This is a genomic window from Pseudomonas sp. ChxA (assembly GCF_030263855.1).
Lineage (GTDB): Bacteria > Pseudomonadota > Gammaproteobacteria > Pseudomonadales > Pseudomonadaceae > Aquipseudomonas > Aquipseudomonas fluorescens_CB.
On record NZ_JARPMK010000001.1, the window covers coordinates 4,322,989 to 4,338,842 of the forward strand.

The window sequence follows — 15,854 nt, forward strand, 5'->3', positions numbered from 1 at the left end:
TAAAACCATGTTCAAGTTTGTTTATTCGACTTGGCAGCCTTAAGTACCCGAGCTGTTGAGAAATGTTTCTGCGCGGCCTTACCTTCCAGCCACTCCTTGGGTTTGGCGACTTTGGGACCGCGAGGGCTTTTCGCGACGGCCTTGGGGTTGATCAACCTCGCCAGGGCCAACAGCCGTTCTGCCAGCCCCTGCGAGGTTTTTTCAAGAGGGAAATTTTCCGCAGGCAATGCGATCTGCATTCCCTGATAATCACTGCGAACATGCACCGCCAAATGGAAAATCGAAACTTCCCAACCCTCTGGCTGCGTTTCTCGGTGCGCCTGCTCAACGCTACGCTTGAGAACCGACAAAACGTTGTAAGCCAGCACCGCCGAGGCAAAGCCCAGTAGAGCTGCTTTGGGACTGCCAAGGCTTTTAATTTCACTTTCCAGCGCCGACTCAAGGCGTTGGAACATCCCTTCAATATTCCAGCGACGACGATATAAATCAGCTATTTGGCAAGCACTGACAGTGTCTGGCAGGTTGCTCCAAAACCACATTACCAAATCACCTGAGTCATTCGCCGTTTGCAGGCTCAACTCAACACGCCGCCAGCGGCGACCACCTTTTACCTCGATGATTTGTTCGCGAACGGCTCCGCTGTCGACGGTTCCTGACTCCTGCCAATCACCTTCTTGCATAAGGCGTGGATGCTTGCTGTGTTGACGAACGATGAACGAAGCCCCGGTGTCTTCGCAGGCTTGCAGGACGGGCAAGGTGCAATAGAGGCGATCAGCCATCCACAGCTGGCCCTTGCTTGCACGGGTCAGCAGCGGCAGAACACTGACTCGCTCGCTGGCGTAGGCGTCTTCCCACGGTTGAAGATCAACGACCAAGTCCAAATCAGGGTCGTAGACCACCACAGAAAACCCCGGACGAGCCGCACCTCGCTCAGTGCGCAAAGGGCCAAGACGCTTTTGCGTGGCTGGCAGGTGATTGCCATCGACAATGCGCAATTGCCAACCGGGCAGAGTCGATGAGTGGCCGAGCGTTTTTATTGTGGGCTCTAAACGCTCTGCGCTGCCTGAAATCAGGGCTCGAAGCAACTCGGGTTCGGTTCGTTTGATCTTGTCATAGACTGCGGCGAGGCTGACTGAAAGCCCCTCCATTTTGCGAGCTGCTGCATGTAAGGATGGCCGCAAGCCCAATGAAACCAGGGACATCAGCTCAACAACGGTTGAAAACAAAAGCTCACGTGAATACTGACGTTGGCGGTATTCATCGAACACCTTGTCGACCCACTCAGCAGCTACCGCCTGCTCCAGTACCAGCTTCGTCATGACACTGGCCGGCGCTTGTTTTTCAAACCGCTCTAGAACCTTTTCCCACATCGTTTCGTCATCCTGACTAAAGTATTTGAGGATATTTTAAACCAAGACCTTGAAAGGCATGGCTCTTACAGCGGGTCACTTTTGTAAAGACACAAAAGTAACCAAAAAGTCTTCGCCCCAACACTCGGTGCCTCGCTTAGGCTCGGCATGCCCGCAATCCGCCAGTGATTTGGGGGGCCGCCGCGATGGGCCATCCTTGGCCCAGCGCGGCTAAACCGGCATCCCTGCCGGTTTACCCCCCAAATCCCTGTCGAATTCCGGCCATCGTGTTTAACGGGGCGATTTCAGATCAAGATCAAAAGCGCAGATCAAAAGACCGCTGACTTCGCCAGCGAAAAGGATGTAAGGGCCAGAGCAACAGCAACAGCAACAGCAAAGCAACAGCAGAGCCATACCCGCTCAACTGTGGGAGCTGGCTTGCCTGCGATGGCATCAACTCGGTGTGCCTGATATACCGAGGTGTCTGCATCGCAGGCAAGCCAGCTCCCACAGAAAAGCAGCTCTTCAGTGAATGCAAATCCGCTTTTGCTTTTGATTCAACCACTCAGGTCGGCTTTCAGGCCGCCGTGCTGTAGATCTTGATCTTGATTTTGATCTGAGACGCCCCGTTAACCACGATGGCCGAACGCAGGCTTGAATCCGTGGGTAACCCGGCAGGACGCCGGGTTAGCCGCGCTGGGCCAAGGATGGCCCATCGCGGCGGCCCACGGATTCAAGCCGGAGTGAGGGCACACCGAGCCTAAGCGAGGTGCCGAGTGGTGGGGCGAGGACCTTTTGGTTACTTTTGCGTCCTTGCAAAAGTGACCCGCTGTAAGAGCGGAACCATAGGCAGCCGTTACCGCAGCAACGGATATGTACTCCGATAAACACCCCACTCCCCCATAGATATCAGCCCAGCTGCTTCTCAACCCACTTACCATAGGCATCAATAAACGCCTGCAAGAACGGCCGGGTCTTCTCCGACACCTTACCCGCCTCATCAAACACGCTCCCCGCCCCACCCAGATACGCCTCGGGCTGCTGCATACACGGCACATCCAAAAACACCAGCGACTGACGCAAATGATGGTTCGCCCCAAACCCACCAATGGCCCCCGGCGACACGCTGATGATCGCCCCAGGCTTACCGCCATAGACACTTTGCCCATAAGGACGCGATCCCACGTCAATCGCATTCTTCAACGGCGCCGGCACAGAGCGGTTATATTCCGGGGTCACAAACAACACCGCGTCGGATGAGCGTACCTGCTGACGGAAAGTACTGTAGGCTGCGGGCGGTGCGGTACCGTCGATGTCTTCGTTGTAGAGCGGCAAGTCGCCAATTTCCACAATGTTCAACGTGAGGTTGGCAGGTGCCAGTTCGGCCAATGCCAACGCGACCTTACGGTTGATCGACTCTTTTCTTAGGCTGCCAACCAGGACGGCAATCGTGTAGACCTTGCTCATTGAGGTTTTCCCGACGTCTGACTAAAGGAGCTTGTAGTTATAGAGCCTTCGCGACGGCTTCACCAGCGGGTTTTGATCGCCCCCACAGCGTTTTCTATGCAGTCACACGCGTAGGAAGCGTCTTAAAACATCAACGAATAGTATTTTTTTTCCATAGGTAAACTACCCCGCTCCATGACGGTCTACAGAACCGCAAATCGAGTGTTTATCTCCAGAGGTTCTAAACAGATGGCTGCAGTACTTGTCGGACAGTTCCATGCCAGAGACGCGGAAGGACGCGTGTATTCGGTGCATGAGTTCCAGGAATCCAACCCGGCGCAGGACAGCCAGGCTGGCTCGACGCCTACCACCACCTACAAGCTGGCCATTGGCGACCGTGTAGAGAAATTGGAAGGCGATGAATTCAAATTGATCCAGTCGGGGACCATCATCGTCCGCGAATCGCAAACTACCCTCGCTTCATAAGATCGCGCCTTATCGACCTGCTCAGTCCTGGCCATTACTGGCGTTGACTGGGCCGGGTGATCACGGCCGGCGCATCTGCGTCACCTCCACGCCTGGCTCACCGTCCAGTTGCTTGAGCGTCACCAGCAACCGCCCCCGCTCGCCTTCAACGGCATACAGCGAACGCTTGTAGCCCGGCGTGCCGTAGGCGGGATACGCCACCACCTGCCTGACCAGCGCAATCTCCAACACCGCGCCGACCTGCTCGCTCACCTGTTCCTGGGAACGGATAAACGCCTCAAGGGCGTGGTTTTCCGGGAGGTGTTCGTCTTGATTATTGAAGAGATAAGCAGCCACGCAGCCAATGGTCACCAGGACCAGCAGTTGTTTGGCCGTTACCCCGAAAAACGTCGAGGGTAGAGGCATGTGAGACCAGACCTGTTGTTGTTTTAAGTGCCGGGTGAGCGGCATTGGTCGTTGATGATCAGATGCGCCATTCTAATCAGGTCGATGGGGAATGCCAGGTGAATCAGTGGTCGCCGTAGGTAATATCCTTGTTAGCGCCGACGCCGCCCAGGGTCCGGTCCTTGCCGAATGAAAACAGATCGAAGGGGGCGTCGGGCTGGGTCGCCGGGTAGTGGTACTGATAGGCAACGCCCCAAGGGTCGGTCAATAGCGCTTCCTTGACGTAGGGGCCTTTGCCGTTGGCCGACGACGCAGATTGCGCGGTCAACACCTCCAGGCCTTCCTCATCCGTGGGATAGCGGCCGGTGTCCTGATGGAACTGCTCGACAGCCTTGCCCAGTTCAGCCACCTGCGCCTTGGCAGTGGCGATTTCCGCCAGTGTCACATCCCCGAACAGGCGTGGCCCCAGCGCCAAGGCCAGCAAGCCAATGATGACCAGTACCACCAGCACCGCCCAGCGCGTGAAGCCGCGCTGGGCGGGTATTTTTCCGTTTAAGAGACTTGCTGGCATGTTGAGGCTCCCCTTTTCCCTCGATTGATCCATTCTTTGTATACCCGGCCCGTGACAGTGACATACCCACTAACGGTAGCCAACACTCCCCCATGGCTGTGCTCTTTTTTACCCAGGCATTGAAACCCCACCGCACTGAACATAGACTCCGGCGATGCGTTTACGTCATATCGAAGTGATTCAGGCCATCTTACAGACCGGACACCTCGGCACGGCCGCCGAATGGTTGCAACTCCCCGTGGGCGATGTGGACGCGACCCTCAAGGACGCCGAGCAGCAATTGGGCTTCATGCTGTTTGCCAGCGTGCGCGGTCGTTTGCAAGCGACACGCGAAACCCTTGAGCTGCAGGCAGAAATCGCCCAGCTTTATGAGGCGCTGGAGCCGATACAACGCTTGGCCAGCCGCCTCAAACACCATCACGCCCCGACCTTGCGCACGCTGTGTACGCCGCCCCTGGCCAATCAACTCTTGCCGCAAAGCCTGGCGCTGCTGCGTCGGCGCTTTCAGGACACGCCGTGCAACCTGTCGAGCCAGCCAACGCGGGAGATTGTCAGGAGCCTGCTGTTGCACGACGCCGACGTGGGCCTGAGCCTGCATGATCCGCAACACCCGCAAATCCAAAGCACCGTGCTGGCCCAGGGCAAGTTGCAACTGCTCGCGCCCCATGGTTGGCTCAAACCCAAACAAAAGTACATTGCGTTACAAGACTTGGCCGGGCAATCGATGATCGGGCTGGAAGGCCATGACCCGCTGAGCCGTCTGTTAGACGCCAAACTGCAAGCCCTGCGCCCGCTGCCGGTGGTGCAAACGCGGGTGCAGACCTACCAGATGATGCGCAGCATGGTCGAGGCCGGAGAAGGTCTGGCGATTGTCGACCCGTTCACCGCCTATGGCGCTCGGGAAGCAGGGCTCGATGCATGCCCGTTGTCACCGCCGATACCTGTGGTCCTTTACGCATTGACGTTGAAGGCGTCTGAACCCGCCCCAGCGCTGAATGCACTGCTGGAGATCGTTGCCTCTAAGGCCGACGCCTTGCTGACGGGCACGGCTGCCACCTGACCCGCCCTGCGCACCTTTTTGTATGCCTTTTCACCGACACAAACGCTAAAAAATCACGTTGGAACCTTGTTCTAGAGTCGTCGCACTCACAGAGGCAGAAAGCACCGCTGCGTGCTTTCTACTGGACGAAATACTCTAACCAAGGAAGCGTTTTCTATGACCACCCTCCAACCTGCCCTATCTCATCAAACACTACAGAACCCTGCCAACCTCACTTCGTCGCAGAGCACCGGTGCGCTAATTACCACTGAGCCGGCTTTGATTGAAGAATCAGCCAACGATGCAACCTCTGATGATCTGGACAACCCGGCCGCGCTTAAAAAAGCCTTTGCCGAGCGGTGTAACTGGGAAACCCTGGCGGCAAAACTGCGCGCGATCCTGGAAGATCTGCACAGCGCTTTCCCGCCCCCCCTTTCCAGTGAGCAGCAAAGCCTGCTTGAGACCCAACTGGCGTCAAACTTGAACAGCGTCTCAGTACCGGTATGCGAAGGCTCCAGCTACTATCAGAAACACACTCTGGCGCCCACCAGCCTCGTCAAACTGGGCACCTTCCTCAGTGGCAACGACCTGCCCCTTCCCAAAACCCTCGACGCGTTACTGGCCCTTTATCAGTTAGCGACAAAGCACGTTCAGACACCGCCCCTGGGCAACTTCAGCGGCGCGCTGTCCTGGCCGACGCCGATCTCGGCGCAGGAAAAACAAGCCATCATCGATCTGTTGAGCGCCCCTGACCCAGCGCTGCCCGACCTGCCATTGACCGACAAACAAGGCGTGTTGGGCTATCTGTTATCTGCCTGTGAACTGTCCAGCGATGAATTGAAATTTCCCAGCAGCGCAGTCGAGAAGCTGCTCGGGTCAGCCAAGGCGCAAGCGCTGGGCAAGGCGATCCAAACCCGATTGGGCGGCATTGCGACCAATACCAGCGTCAATGACTACTTGCTCGCCGCCATTGAGCCGGGGCTAGACCCGCAATCCCTCGGCACACCAGCGCGTAACAGCGTTGGCGGCTTTGATCTGGGGCAGCAATCACTCTGGAATCAGCCACCCAGCGTAGTGATCGAGGCGTTGAGCCGTTACTTGGTCAAGGAAGGTCAGGCCTCGGTGAAATCGGCTGGGCTGGCTGCGCATATGTTGCTGGCCCGCACTGCGCCTGAATATCTGGTCAAGGGCATTCCGCCCAACGTGACCTACGGCAGCATTCCCTGGGCCCAGTTGGCCAGCGCTGTGGCCAAGCTGGAAATCGAATCACCGGGACGCGTACTCACCATGACCTATCGCGAAGTACTCGCCGCCGCCGAAGCGAGCGACGTTGGTACATCGCTCGCTCAAAATATCCAGCGCGAAGCCTTGCACAATTGGGCGGTGGTCAATGGCTACTTGAAGGCTGACGAGACACCTACCGACACACAAATGCGCGCCGTGCAGAGCGCTTTCGGCGCCCAGCAGCAGGCCTTGCAAGCCACCGCCCTGGCACTCGCAACGCCCATCCCGATGCGCGAAGAAATGGGCATGGATCTGCTCAGAAAAACCTTCCCGGGCGTACCCGATGAGGTCTTCAGGGCCAAAAAACTCACGAAAGTCTGGTTGAACAAAGGGCGCCCCGGCCTCTTCCCCGGAACACACTCAATGCTTGATGTGGTCATGCACGGCGACAAAGTCAAAAACAATGACCTCGAACATTGGCTTACCAATGACAAGCGTATCCCCATCCAGCAGTTTTGCACGCTATCCGATAGCGGTGCACTCTCGGTCTCAGACACCTTTACCCAGCGCTACACGCCGGCTATAGCCGCGCTGGAAAAAGGCCACGCAGGGATGGCCCAGTACCTGATCTCGACGTTGCCACCCGAGGATCGGAAAAACTTTGAATATGGAAAACTCGATTTTTTTCATACCGACAGTTACCTCGTCGGCTTGGACTTCTCAACAAAAACCCTGACCCAAAAAGGCCATACGCTGGATGTGAAAATCACCCGTGACAGGCAGGTCAGTATCTACCGTATCGACACACGCGCCGGGACCATTTCAAAACACGATTACTTGAGAAATATTTACTCGCCACCCTATACCAGGCTCGACAGCTATGACGCCAACACGCTGCATAGAACCGTGCGGTACAACCCCTTTGCAGACGAGCACACTGAGCAGGCCGAGGAAAAGCCGGCGGCCGTTGCAACGCCACAAATGTTCGATTCAGACCGTACCCGCTACATAGCCAAAGTACTCGGTAAACGCCTGGACTTGCAGGGCGATGACCTGCTCAAACATGCACGCGGAACAACGTCCTACGATAAAACCAGTGCCGCGAACACGGCCATCGGTGAATTTTTCCTGAATATGATTCCGTTAAGGTCCGCGATTGTTAACTTCATGCAGGGCAATGTCGGCGATGGTTTGCTCGATCTTGGCATGGATGTGGTTGGCTTGGTGACCTTGGGCGCCGGCAAGGCCGCGCATGCGAGCAAAGTGGTGGCCAAGGGTGTGGCCGGCCTGAAGGGCGCAGCAAGAACCGCCCGGTTTCTGGGTACCGTCGTAATCGACGCGGTCAACCCGTTGGGCGGTGCGGGCGACTTTCTCAAGGGGCTCAGCCGCTGGACCTGGTCCAAGGGAAAGAGCGCATTCAATGCCCTCAAGGGCGCCAGTGGCAGCTACGACGTACTCAAAGCGGCCAGCACGCAACATGGCCTGGTTGCTATAGGCACCTCCAAGGTTGCCGGTGAAGTTCTGGAAAGTGATGCGTTGTTCCGGGGCGGCAACTGGTATGCCTTCGACGCTGCCAAGGGGCGGCCCTACGGTTCACCGCTGAAAGATTTCCAGCCTACGGTGGCGGCTGCAGGTGATAGGGTCGAAGTCTTCAATAGGCCATCGCTGCGAGACTATGAGGCCACTGTTTCCCCGGCCCAGTTGCAGGTCAAAGGCTTGCAGGCGAATGTCTACGTCGGCCCGAACAATAAAGAATATATAAAAGTCGATGGCAAGTTCTATCAGTCCAGCCTCAAGGACGGCCAGCGGGTTATCCAACACCCCAGCGCGCCACGCGACACCATTGCGGTCAAGGACTTGGGCAGCGCCGGTTGGGAGCCTTCCGCCACCGCCAATCGTTTGTTCGGCGGTGAGTCCCTCAGCCCCTGGAAACTCGACGAAAACACCTACGTCGTGCCGGTAGACGACATATCAATAAGCACGGGCACTCCATACCCCTACACTATCAATTACCGGGGCATGAACTATGTCACCACCTTTGATACCAAGATGGGCGCCTGGAAGTCCGGATCGGGTACCGCCAATGCACTGAACACCGAATACTTCTGGAGAAGCGCAAAGAACAAGTGGCAGAAGGGCACCCTGGAGGAACTTAAAAAAGCCCCGAAGATCCCCGAGCACAAGTTCAGGTTTATCGCGATAACCCCGCCGGCCATCTTGCAGATGCCCAGCAATATCAGGCCCATTCCTACCGACATTCACTACTTCTGGGCGGGCGGCGAAATACCCGACAATCTGATCAAGAACATCGCGGCCAATGCCGAAAAAATGCCCGGCTTCACATCCATTGTGCACGTCGACGCCGACACACCAGAGTTGCTCCAGGCCATTAAGCTCAAGCTGCAGAAGGATGCTCCCGGCGTTACCGTCATGAACTTGCATGACGAAGACTTTTTCCAGCCATTGAAAACAACCGAGCTGTACACCTACTTCCGCAAGGGCCAGGGGAAAAATCTCGCCGCCACTTCCGATGTGGCTCGCTATCCGTTGATGAACAAATATGGCGGTATTTATCTCGACACCGATGACACGATCAAAGGCGCCGTGGGGGCCGCCGGCTTGAACGCGGGTGACGCGGATATGCTGCTCAGCAAACCGGTTGCTCACAAAATCACCGACTACAAACCCTTCTTCAATACCAGTAACTTCGCCACGCAACCGGATAACCCGGTCGTGACCGAAATGATCGCCGAGATGAACCGGCGCTTCACTAATAACAAAGCGTACTTTGAGGCCAATCGCCCCACCCTCTCCAAGGACGCCAATGGCGGATTCACCTACACCGAAGATTTTCTGGAGTACGAAGGCAAGATCTTTGAAACCGTCGGCCCGAACATGTTTGACGATGTACTGAAAACCAAGCGACCTGACATTTACGATGCAGGCTTTGATGGGATGAGCAAAGAAAAAATGCAAAAGCGCAATAACAGGTATGCGCCCGGCGCCCCGTTCAAGTTGGAAGACGAGACTCGCCAGTATTATCTTAATAACGGCCTGACTGAGCCGGATGGGATTTCACAAAGCGTGGCCCAGGCCAGGGCGCACTACCGCGCCTTCCGTGAGCAGTTGCAGATCAACATCGGTGCCGAACATTCCTGGATCGATTCCTGACCTGGCCCGCTGTACTTCAACGTGGCCTGAACATCAGCGGTACGCGTGTTCAGGCCATTTGCAACTCCGACTTAAACAACCGATACCAGAAAATCGCCACTTCGCGGGTTTGCGGATCGATCCCGCGATAGCGTAGTTGATCGATCCCGCCCATCACATACCCGCAGCGTTCATACAGGCGGCAGGCCCCCAGGTTATTGTTCTGGGTTTCCAGCATCATGCCCGGCAGGTTTTTCTTGCGCGCCCAGAACTGTGCCACATCCAGCAACGCCTTGGCCACGCCATGGCGCCGCGCAGGCAAGGCCACCGCCAGTTCGTCGACATGGGCAAAGCCATTCCAGTTGGTGCTGACCACAACGTGCCCCACCGCGCGATCATCCAGGTACGCCATAAAAATCGCACTGTCGGGAACATCGCGAAAACTGGCGAATTCTGCCGGGTCGATGCCATAACATTTGCGGTACGGCAGGATGCGCTCCACCGCCCATTGATCGACCCGCTTACCCATCTCCGGTATGCCGTACGCACTGACCTCAAAGCTGAAGTCATTGCCCCACACGTAGGCGTCAAAGCCTTCATCGGCGACCCGAACACTGAGCCCCGGGTACTTCGGGTTCATTACAGCTTGCATAAACATCCTTAACCCTTGATGCAATCGACTGTGTAACAACGACCACTGCCGTCATCTTCGTGTTGCAACCCATGAACATCGGCGACGAAACCGGGAAAACTGCTATCGAACGTGCGGGCAAATGCCAGGTAGTCGATGATCGAGCGCGTCGATTCAGTAAAGCGCTCGCCCGGCATGATCAACGGGATACCCGGCGGATACGGCACCAGCATCACGGCTGCGATGCGTCCTGGCAAGGCGTCAATGGAAACGGCTTCGACTTCACCCCTGACTAGATGGTCGTAGGCATCGGCCGGTTTCATCGCAATTTCCGGCAACACCGTGTACATCCGCTTGAGGTGCTTGGCCGTGGCGTTGCTGCGGTAACAACTATGCAACTGGTCGCACAGGTCACGCAAACCCAAGCTTTGATAACGTGCCGGGCCCTCTTTGAACACCGAGGGCAAACAGCTGGCCAGGCTGGCATTGGCGTCGTAACTGCGCTTGAACTCCAGCAACTCGGTGAGCAAGGTACTCCATTTCCCTTTGGTGATACCCATGGAAAACAACACGAGGAAGGAATACAAACCGGTCTTTTCCACCACCAGCCCACGCTCCCAGAGGAATTTGCTGACCACTGCGGCGGGAATTCCGCAGTCGCTCAAGGCACCACCGGCGTTAAGGCCGGGCATGACCAGGGTGACTTTGATCGGGTCCAGCAACACATAGTCTTCGGCCACATCGCCGAAGCCGTGCCAGTCATCCTGCGGGTGCAACAGCCAATCCGCCGTGGCGACCCGGTCGATGCCGGCCACCGACGGCGGCTGCCAGATCGAGAACCACCAATCTTCGGCTGCAATATGCTGGCGCAAGTTGGCCAGGGCACGGCGAAAACTCAGGGCTTCATCGAACATCTCCTGCAACAGCGAGCGCCCAGCCGGGCCCTCCATCATCGCCGAGGCCACGTCCAGCGAGGCGATGATGCTGTATTGCGGCGAAGTAGAGATGTGCATCATGAACGCTTCGTTGAAGCGATCGCGGTCCAGTTGACGCGCGCCGCCGTCCTGCACATGGATCATCGATGCCTGGCTGAAGGCCGCGAGCAATTTGTGCGTCGAGTGGGTGGTGAACACCAGCGGGCTGTCCGGGGTACGTGAAGTGCCCATGCCATAGCGCCCGGCGAAAAACTCGTGAAAGGCCGCGTAGGCGTACCAGGCCTCGTCGAAGTGCAACACCTCGACACTGTTGCCCAATTGCTGCTTGATCAGCTCGGCGTTGTAGCACAGGCCGTCGTAGGTGGAGTTAGTGACCACCGCCAGTTTCACTTTCGCCGGCCGGCCACGGGTCAAAGGGCTGGCTTCAATTTTGGCGCGGATCGACTCGGGGCTGAATTCGCTTAAGGGGATTGGGCCGATAATCCCCAGTTCATTACGCTCCGGGCACAGGTACAGCGGGATCGCGCCGGTCATGATGATCGAATGCAGCACCGACTTGTGGCAGTTGCGATCCACCAAGACCAAGTCGTCGCGCGCCACCATGGAATGCCAGACGATCTTGTTGGCGGTCGAGGTGCCGTTGATCACAAAGAACGTGTGATCGGCACCAAAGTTGCGCGCCGCACGGGCCTCGGCTTCGGCTAATGGCCCGGTGTGATCGAGCAGCGAACCCAACTCCGGCACCGAAACGGACAAGTCCGAACGCAGGGTGTTTTCGCCAAAGAACTGATGGAACGCCTGCCCCACTGGGCTTTTGCGATAAGCCACGCCGCCGCCATGGCCGGGGGTGTGCCAAGAATAGTTGGAGTCGGCAGTGTGCTGCACCAGCGCTTTGAAGAACGGCGGCAACAAGCCATCAAGGTAGGCGCGCGCGGCGCGAGCAACTTGGCGGGCCAAAAACGGCACAGTGTCTTCGAACAGGTACAGAATGCCGCGCAGTTGGTTAAGCTCGCTCATGGCGTCGGCTGGCGCGTTTTCCAGGGTGACCTGCTCGCCCAGGGCGAAGATCGGCAAGTTGGGCGCCCTCACCCGCGCCAGGCGAATCAGCTCGACCATGTTTTGTAGCAGGTGGGTGTTTTCACCAGCGCCTTCGGCGGCGATCAACATGCACGCCAGGCCGTGATGGGTAGAGGCCACCAACCGGCCTTCGGCGTAATCCACGGCGGAAAAAATACTGAAGCCCTCTTGCTCCAACTCCCTGGCGATGCCTCTGACCCGATCACCGGCAACGGTGTCGGCCTTGATGTCGCGGTGCACGATAAGAACAGGGAACTTCAGGTCTTTGTACATGAGTGCTTGGAGTCCTGAGGGCTATGCACTCAGGGTAGAAGCTGGGAGTGGATGTGGCGAATGAAGATTTTACAGAGGACGCAAATCTACTGTGGGAGCTGGTTTGCCTGCGATAGCGGTTTGTCGGAGTACATATCCGTTATTTGGGTAACGGCGGCTATTGGTTCCGCTCTTACAGCGGGTCACTTTTGCAAGGACGCAAAAGTAACCAAAAGGTCCTCGCCCCACCACTCGGCACCTCGCTTAGGCTCGGTGTGCCCTCACTCCGGCTTGAATCCGTGGGCCGCCGCGATGGGCCATCCTTGGCCCAGCGCGGCTAACCCGGCGTCCTGCCGGGTTACCCACGGATTCAAGCCTGCGTTCGGCCAGCGTGGTTAACGGGGCGTCTCAGATCAAGATCAAGATCTACAGCACGGCGGCCTGAAAGCCGACCTGAGTGGTTGAAGCAAAAGCCAGATCAAGTGCAAGGCAAAAGCCTATTTACCTGATGCAACGCGGTTTAAGTGTGGGAGCGGGCTTGCTCGCGAAGGCGGTGTATCAGTGACAGATGAATTGACTGGCCCACCGCATTCGCGAGCAAGCCAGCTCCCACAGTTGACCGCATGCAGTTTTGAATATGAGCTCGGCTGCGGATTTGCAGGCACTGAAGAGCTGCTTTTCTGTGGGATCTGCCTTTCTGTGGGAGCTGGCTTGCCTGCGATGCAGACACCTCGGTGTGTCAGGTACACCGAGTTGATGCCATCGCAGGCAAGCCAGCTCCCACCTTTGACCGAGTAGGGCTCTGCTGTTGCTGTTGCTGTTGCTGTTGCTGTTGCTCCGGCTCTTACATCCTTTTCGATGACGAAGTCAGCGGTCTTTTGATCTGCGCTTTTGATCTTGATCTGAAATCGCCCCGTCAAACACGATGGCCGGAATCTGACAGGGATTTGGGGGGTAAACCGGCAGGGATGCCGGTTTAGCCGCGCTGGGCCAAGGATGGCCCATCGCGGCGGCCCCCCAAATCACTGTCGGATTGCGGGCATGCCGAGCCATAGCGAGGCACCGAGTGTTGGGGCGAAGACTTTTTGGTTACTTTTGTGTCTTTACAAAAGTGACCCGCTGTAAGAGCGGAACCATAGGCCGCCGTTACAAAAATAACGGATATGTACACCACCAAAAGACCGCCATCGCAGGCAAGCCAGCTCCCACATGTTCAACCGTGCTCGACAGTGACTATTGCTGAGTCAGTTGCGACCACAACGCCGGCGCACCCGCCGACTTGGCAATCGCTTCCAAGCGCGCCGCATGCTCGGCCAGGTCCTGCTCGCTGGCACGGATAATGGTGGTCGGCTTGCGATCTGCCGCCAAGCGGCGGATTTCCGAAGGTCGGTTGCCCGAGCCTTCCGCCGAGCCGCTACCATCGGAAGCGTTACCGGCCAGGGACAGGCTGGTCTGCCCGCCGGTCATGGTCAGGTAAACGTCGGCGAGAATCTCGGAGTCGAGCAAGGCGCCGTGCAGTTCACGGCCGGAGTTGTCGACGCCATAACGCTTGCACAAGGCATCCAGGCTGTTGCGCTGGCCGGGGTGACGCTCACGGGCCATCATCAAGGTATCGAGGATCGAGCAGTGCTGGGAGATATCCGCGCGCTCGGTCTGCCCCATCAGGGCAAATTCGTTATTGATGAAGCCGACGTCGAACGCCGCGTTATGGATGATCAGTTGAGCGCCGTTGATGAACTCGAAAAACTCGTCCGCCACTTCAGCGAAGCGCGGCTTGCCCTTGAGGAATTCATCAGTGATGCCGTGGACGCCAATTGCGCCCTCGTCACTGTCACGATCCGGTTGCAGGTAGACGTGAAAGTGACGCCCGGTGAGACGCCGCCCCATCAATTCGACACAGCCGATTTCAATGATCCGGTGACCATCGGTCACCGGCATGCCGGTGGTTTCGGTATCGAGTACAACAGATCGGATGGCCATCAGGGTTCAGCTCTCAACGGTGGTATGCAGTGTGGTGTGAATCAAGGGGCGCGATGTTAACACGTCAGCCGGCTCAGCTCTGTTTGTAGCCCCGCACTTCATCCACGCCACGATTGGCCAACTGGTCGGCGCGCTCGTTGCCCGGGTGGCCGATGTGGCCGCGCACCCATTTCCAGGTGATGTCATGGCGGTTGCATTGCTCATCGAGCAATTGCCACAGGTCGGCATTCTTTACCGGCTCCTTGGCCGCGGTTTTCCAGCCGCGCTTCTTCCAATTCACCATCCACTCGTTGATGCCCTTCATCACGTATTGCGAGTCGGTCACCAACAGCACGTCACAGCGGCGTTTGAGCTCTTCCAGGCCGCGAATGGCGCCCATCAGTTCCATGCGGTTGTTAGTGGTGTTGGCTTCGCCGCCCCACAGTTCCTTCTCCACGCCTTTGCACACCAGCAACGCGCCCCAGCCGCCGGGGCCAGGGTTGCCCTTGCAGGCGCCATCGGTGAAGAGTTCTACGGTATCGGTCATCAGTTGCTCGGTCTTAAATCAAAAAGAGGGTTTTACGGTTCGCTTTGCTTGCGGTTGACCTTGGCCATCGGCATCGGCACCAGCTTGCCCATGGGCTGACGCGCCACCTGACGCACCGGCCGCAGCCCGACCACGATCTTGCGCGCGACCAATAAATAGAAGCCGCCGCCCGACAGTTGCCAGGCACCCGCGCGGCGTTCCCAGCCGGCCAGACGGCCTTGCCACTTGGCAGACGCAAGCGGCGGACGATAGCACCCGAAGCGGCGTTTCTCCAGCGCGAAGCCCAGCAGGTTCAGCCAGTCACCCACCCGCGACGGCGCGATGCAGCGCGCCTGGCGCAGGCCGTCATGGGCGAACACATGGCGCAGGCCCCAACTGCTCCAGGGGTTGATGCCAATAATCAGCAAATGGCCACCTGGGCGCACGCTGCTGGCGGCCTCGCGCAGCAAACCGTGGGGCGACAGGCAGAAATCCAGGCCATGCTGCAGCACCACCACATCGGCGGCATGTTCGCTCAGCGGCCAGGCCTGTTCCTCGCAAACAATCTCGACCCCAGGTAACGGCGCGCCCAGGCGCACATTGCGTTGCACCTGCGGCGCAGCGGGCGGCGTCTGCGCCGAGGGGCCGTAATGCACCAGGTAACCACCAAAGAACCGGCCCAGCTCGTCTTCGAGCATGCGCCGCTCTTCATCCAGCAAAAATTGCCCGATCGGCCCGGACAGCCAATCACGGGCTGCGCTGATCAGGGCCAGCCATTCAGGATCAGCCTGGGCGAACGCTTTATCAGTCATTGCATTCTCCAAC

The 15,854-nt window shown here is 57.8% G+C and carries 12 protein-coding genes; 3 read left to right on the top strand and 9 right to left on the bottom strand.

Features of this window, described 5'->3' with window-relative positions:
• Window positions 1-11: 11 nt before the first annotated feature.
• Both P5706_RS19075 and P5706_RS19080 read right to left on the bottom strand, forming a co-directional pair.
• Window positions 12-1,319, bottom strand: a complete 1,308-nt coding sequence (locus tag P5706_RS19075) for an IS4 family transposase (protein ID WP_200434883.1) — start codon at window positions 1,317-1,319, stop codon at window positions 12-14.
• 939 nt (window positions 1,320-2,258) lie between these two features.
• Entirely contained in the window at window positions 2,259-2,816 is a 558-nt protein-coding gene (locus P5706_RS19080) for an NADPH-dependent FMN reductase (RefSeq protein WP_200433144.1), read from the bottom strand.
• A gap of 228 nt (window positions 2,817-3,044) precedes the next feature.
• Between P5706_RS19080 and P5706_RS19085 the strand changes: the two genes are divergently transcribed.
• Window positions 3,045-3,281, top strand: coding sequence for a hypothetical protein (locus P5706_RS19085; RefSeq protein ID WP_017136925.1), 237 nt, complete (start codon window positions 3,045-3,047; stop codon window positions 3,279-3,281).
• Window positions 3,282-3,341: 60 nt separating this feature from the next.
• Here the strand turns inward: P5706_RS19085 and P5706_RS19090 are convergent, their stop codons facing one another.
• Together P5706_RS19090 and gspG are read right to left on the bottom strand one after the other, a co-directional pair.
• On the bottom strand, window positions 3,342-3,686 hold the full coding sequence (locus P5706_RS19090; protein ID WP_200433145.1) for a hypothetical protein: 345 nt from the start codon (window positions 3,684-3,686) through the stop codon (window positions 3,342-3,344).
• A 103-nt stretch (window positions 3,687-3,789) separates the two neighbouring features.
• Complete coding sequence (gspG, locus tag P5706_RS19095) at window positions 3,790-4,236, bottom strand: type II secretion system major pseudopilin GspG (RefSeq protein WP_285680902.1); 447 nt, start codon at window positions 4,234-4,236, stop codon at window positions 3,790-3,792.
• 154 nt (window positions 4,237-4,390) lie between these two features.
• Between gspG and P5706_RS19100 the strand changes: the two genes are divergently transcribed.
• Window positions 4,391-5,296: a LysR substrate-binding domain-containing protein gene (locus tag P5706_RS19100; RefSeq protein WP_200433147.1), complete on the top strand. Its 906-nt coding sequence runs from the start codon at window positions 4,391-4,393 to the stop codon at window positions 5,294-5,296.
• A gap of 258 nt (window positions 5,297-5,554) precedes the next feature.
• Window positions 5,555-9,670 (top strand): glycosyltransferase, encoded by a 4,116-nt coding sequence (locus P5706_RS19105; protein WP_285680905.1) that lies wholly within the window; start codon window positions 5,555-5,557, stop codon window positions 9,668-9,670.
• Between the two features lie 49 nt (window positions 9,671-9,719).
• On the opposite strand, the gene P5706_RS19110 is transcribed toward P5706_RS19105, so the two are convergent.
• The 5 genes from P5706_RS19110 to P5706_RS19130 all read right to left on the bottom strand — a co-directional run bounded on the left by P5706_RS19110 (window position 9,720) and on the right by P5706_RS19130 (window position 15,841).
• On the bottom strand, window positions 9,720-10,301 hold the full coding sequence (locus P5706_RS19110) for a GNAT family N-acetyltransferase (protein ID WP_200433149.1): 582 nt from the start codon (window positions 10,299-10,301) through the stop codon (window positions 9,720-9,722).
• Between the two features lie 8 nt (window positions 10,302-10,309).
• Window positions 10,310-12,565 carry an Orn/Lys/Arg family decarboxylase gene (locus P5706_RS19115; protein WP_200433150.1) on the bottom strand — a complete coding sequence of 752 codons (2,256 nt, stop codon included), beginning with the start codon at window positions 12,563-12,565 and terminating at the stop codon, window positions 10,310-10,312.
• Between the two features lie 1,212 nt (window positions 12,566-13,777).
• On the bottom strand, window positions 13,778-14,518 hold the full coding sequence (gene dnaQ, locus P5706_RS19120; protein WP_169987818.1) for a DNA polymerase III subunit epsilon: 741 nt from the start codon (window positions 14,516-14,518) through the stop codon (window positions 13,778-13,780).
• Between the two features lie 79 nt (window positions 14,519-14,597).
• Window positions 14,598-15,050, bottom strand: a complete 453-nt coding sequence (gene rnhA, locus P5706_RS19125; RefSeq protein ID WP_017136932.1) for a ribonuclease HI — start codon at window positions 15,048-15,050, stop codon at window positions 14,598-14,600.
• 32 nt (window positions 15,051-15,082) lie between these two features.
• Window positions 15,083-15,841, bottom strand: coding sequence for a class I SAM-dependent methyltransferase (locus P5706_RS19130; RefSeq protein WP_017136933.1), 759 nt, complete (start codon window positions 15,839-15,841; stop codon window positions 15,083-15,085).
• Window positions 15,842-15,854: the final 13 nt, after the last annotated feature.

Excerpts from the sequence above, each read along its gene's own strand:
- P5706_RS19075 (WP_200434883.1), bottom strand. The coding sequence starts at position 1,319 with ATGACGAAGCTGGTACTGGAGCAGGCGGTAGCTGCTGAGTGGGTCGAC.
- P5706_RS19080 (WP_200433144.1), bottom strand. The coding sequence starts at position 2,816 with ATGAGCAAGGTCTACACGATTGCCGTCCTGGTTGGCAGCCTAAGAAAA.
- P5706_RS19085 (WP_017136925.1), top strand. The coding sequence starts at position 3,045 with ATGGCTGCAGTACTTGTCGGACAGTTCCATGCCAGAGACGCGGAAGGA.
- P5706_RS19090 (WP_200433145.1), bottom strand. The coding sequence starts at position 3,686 with ATGCCTCTACCCTCGACGTTTTTCGGGGTAACGGCCAAACAACTGCTG.
- gspG (WP_285680902.1), bottom strand. The coding sequence starts at position 4,236 with ATGCCAGCAAGTCTCTTAAACGGAAAAATACCCGCCCAGCGCGGCTTC.
- P5706_RS19100 (WP_200433147.1), top strand. The coding sequence starts at position 4,391 with ATGCGTTTACGTCATATCGAAGTGATTCAGGCCATCTTACAGACCGGA.
- P5706_RS19110 (WP_200433149.1), bottom strand. The coding sequence starts at position 10,301 with ATGCAAGCTGTAATGAACCCGAAGTACCCGGGGCTCAGTGTTCGGGTC.
- P5706_RS19115 (WP_200433150.1), bottom strand. The coding sequence starts at position 12,565 with ATGTACAAAGACCTGAAGTTCCCTGTTCTTATCGTGCACCGCGACATC.
- rnhA (WP_017136932.1), bottom strand. The coding sequence starts at position 15,050 with ATGACCGATACCGTAGAACTCTTCACCGATGGCGCCTGCAAGGGCAAC.
- P5706_RS19130 (WP_017136933.1), bottom strand. The coding sequence starts at position 15,841 with ATGACTGATAAAGCGTTCGCCCAGGCTGATCCTGAATGGCTGGCCCTG.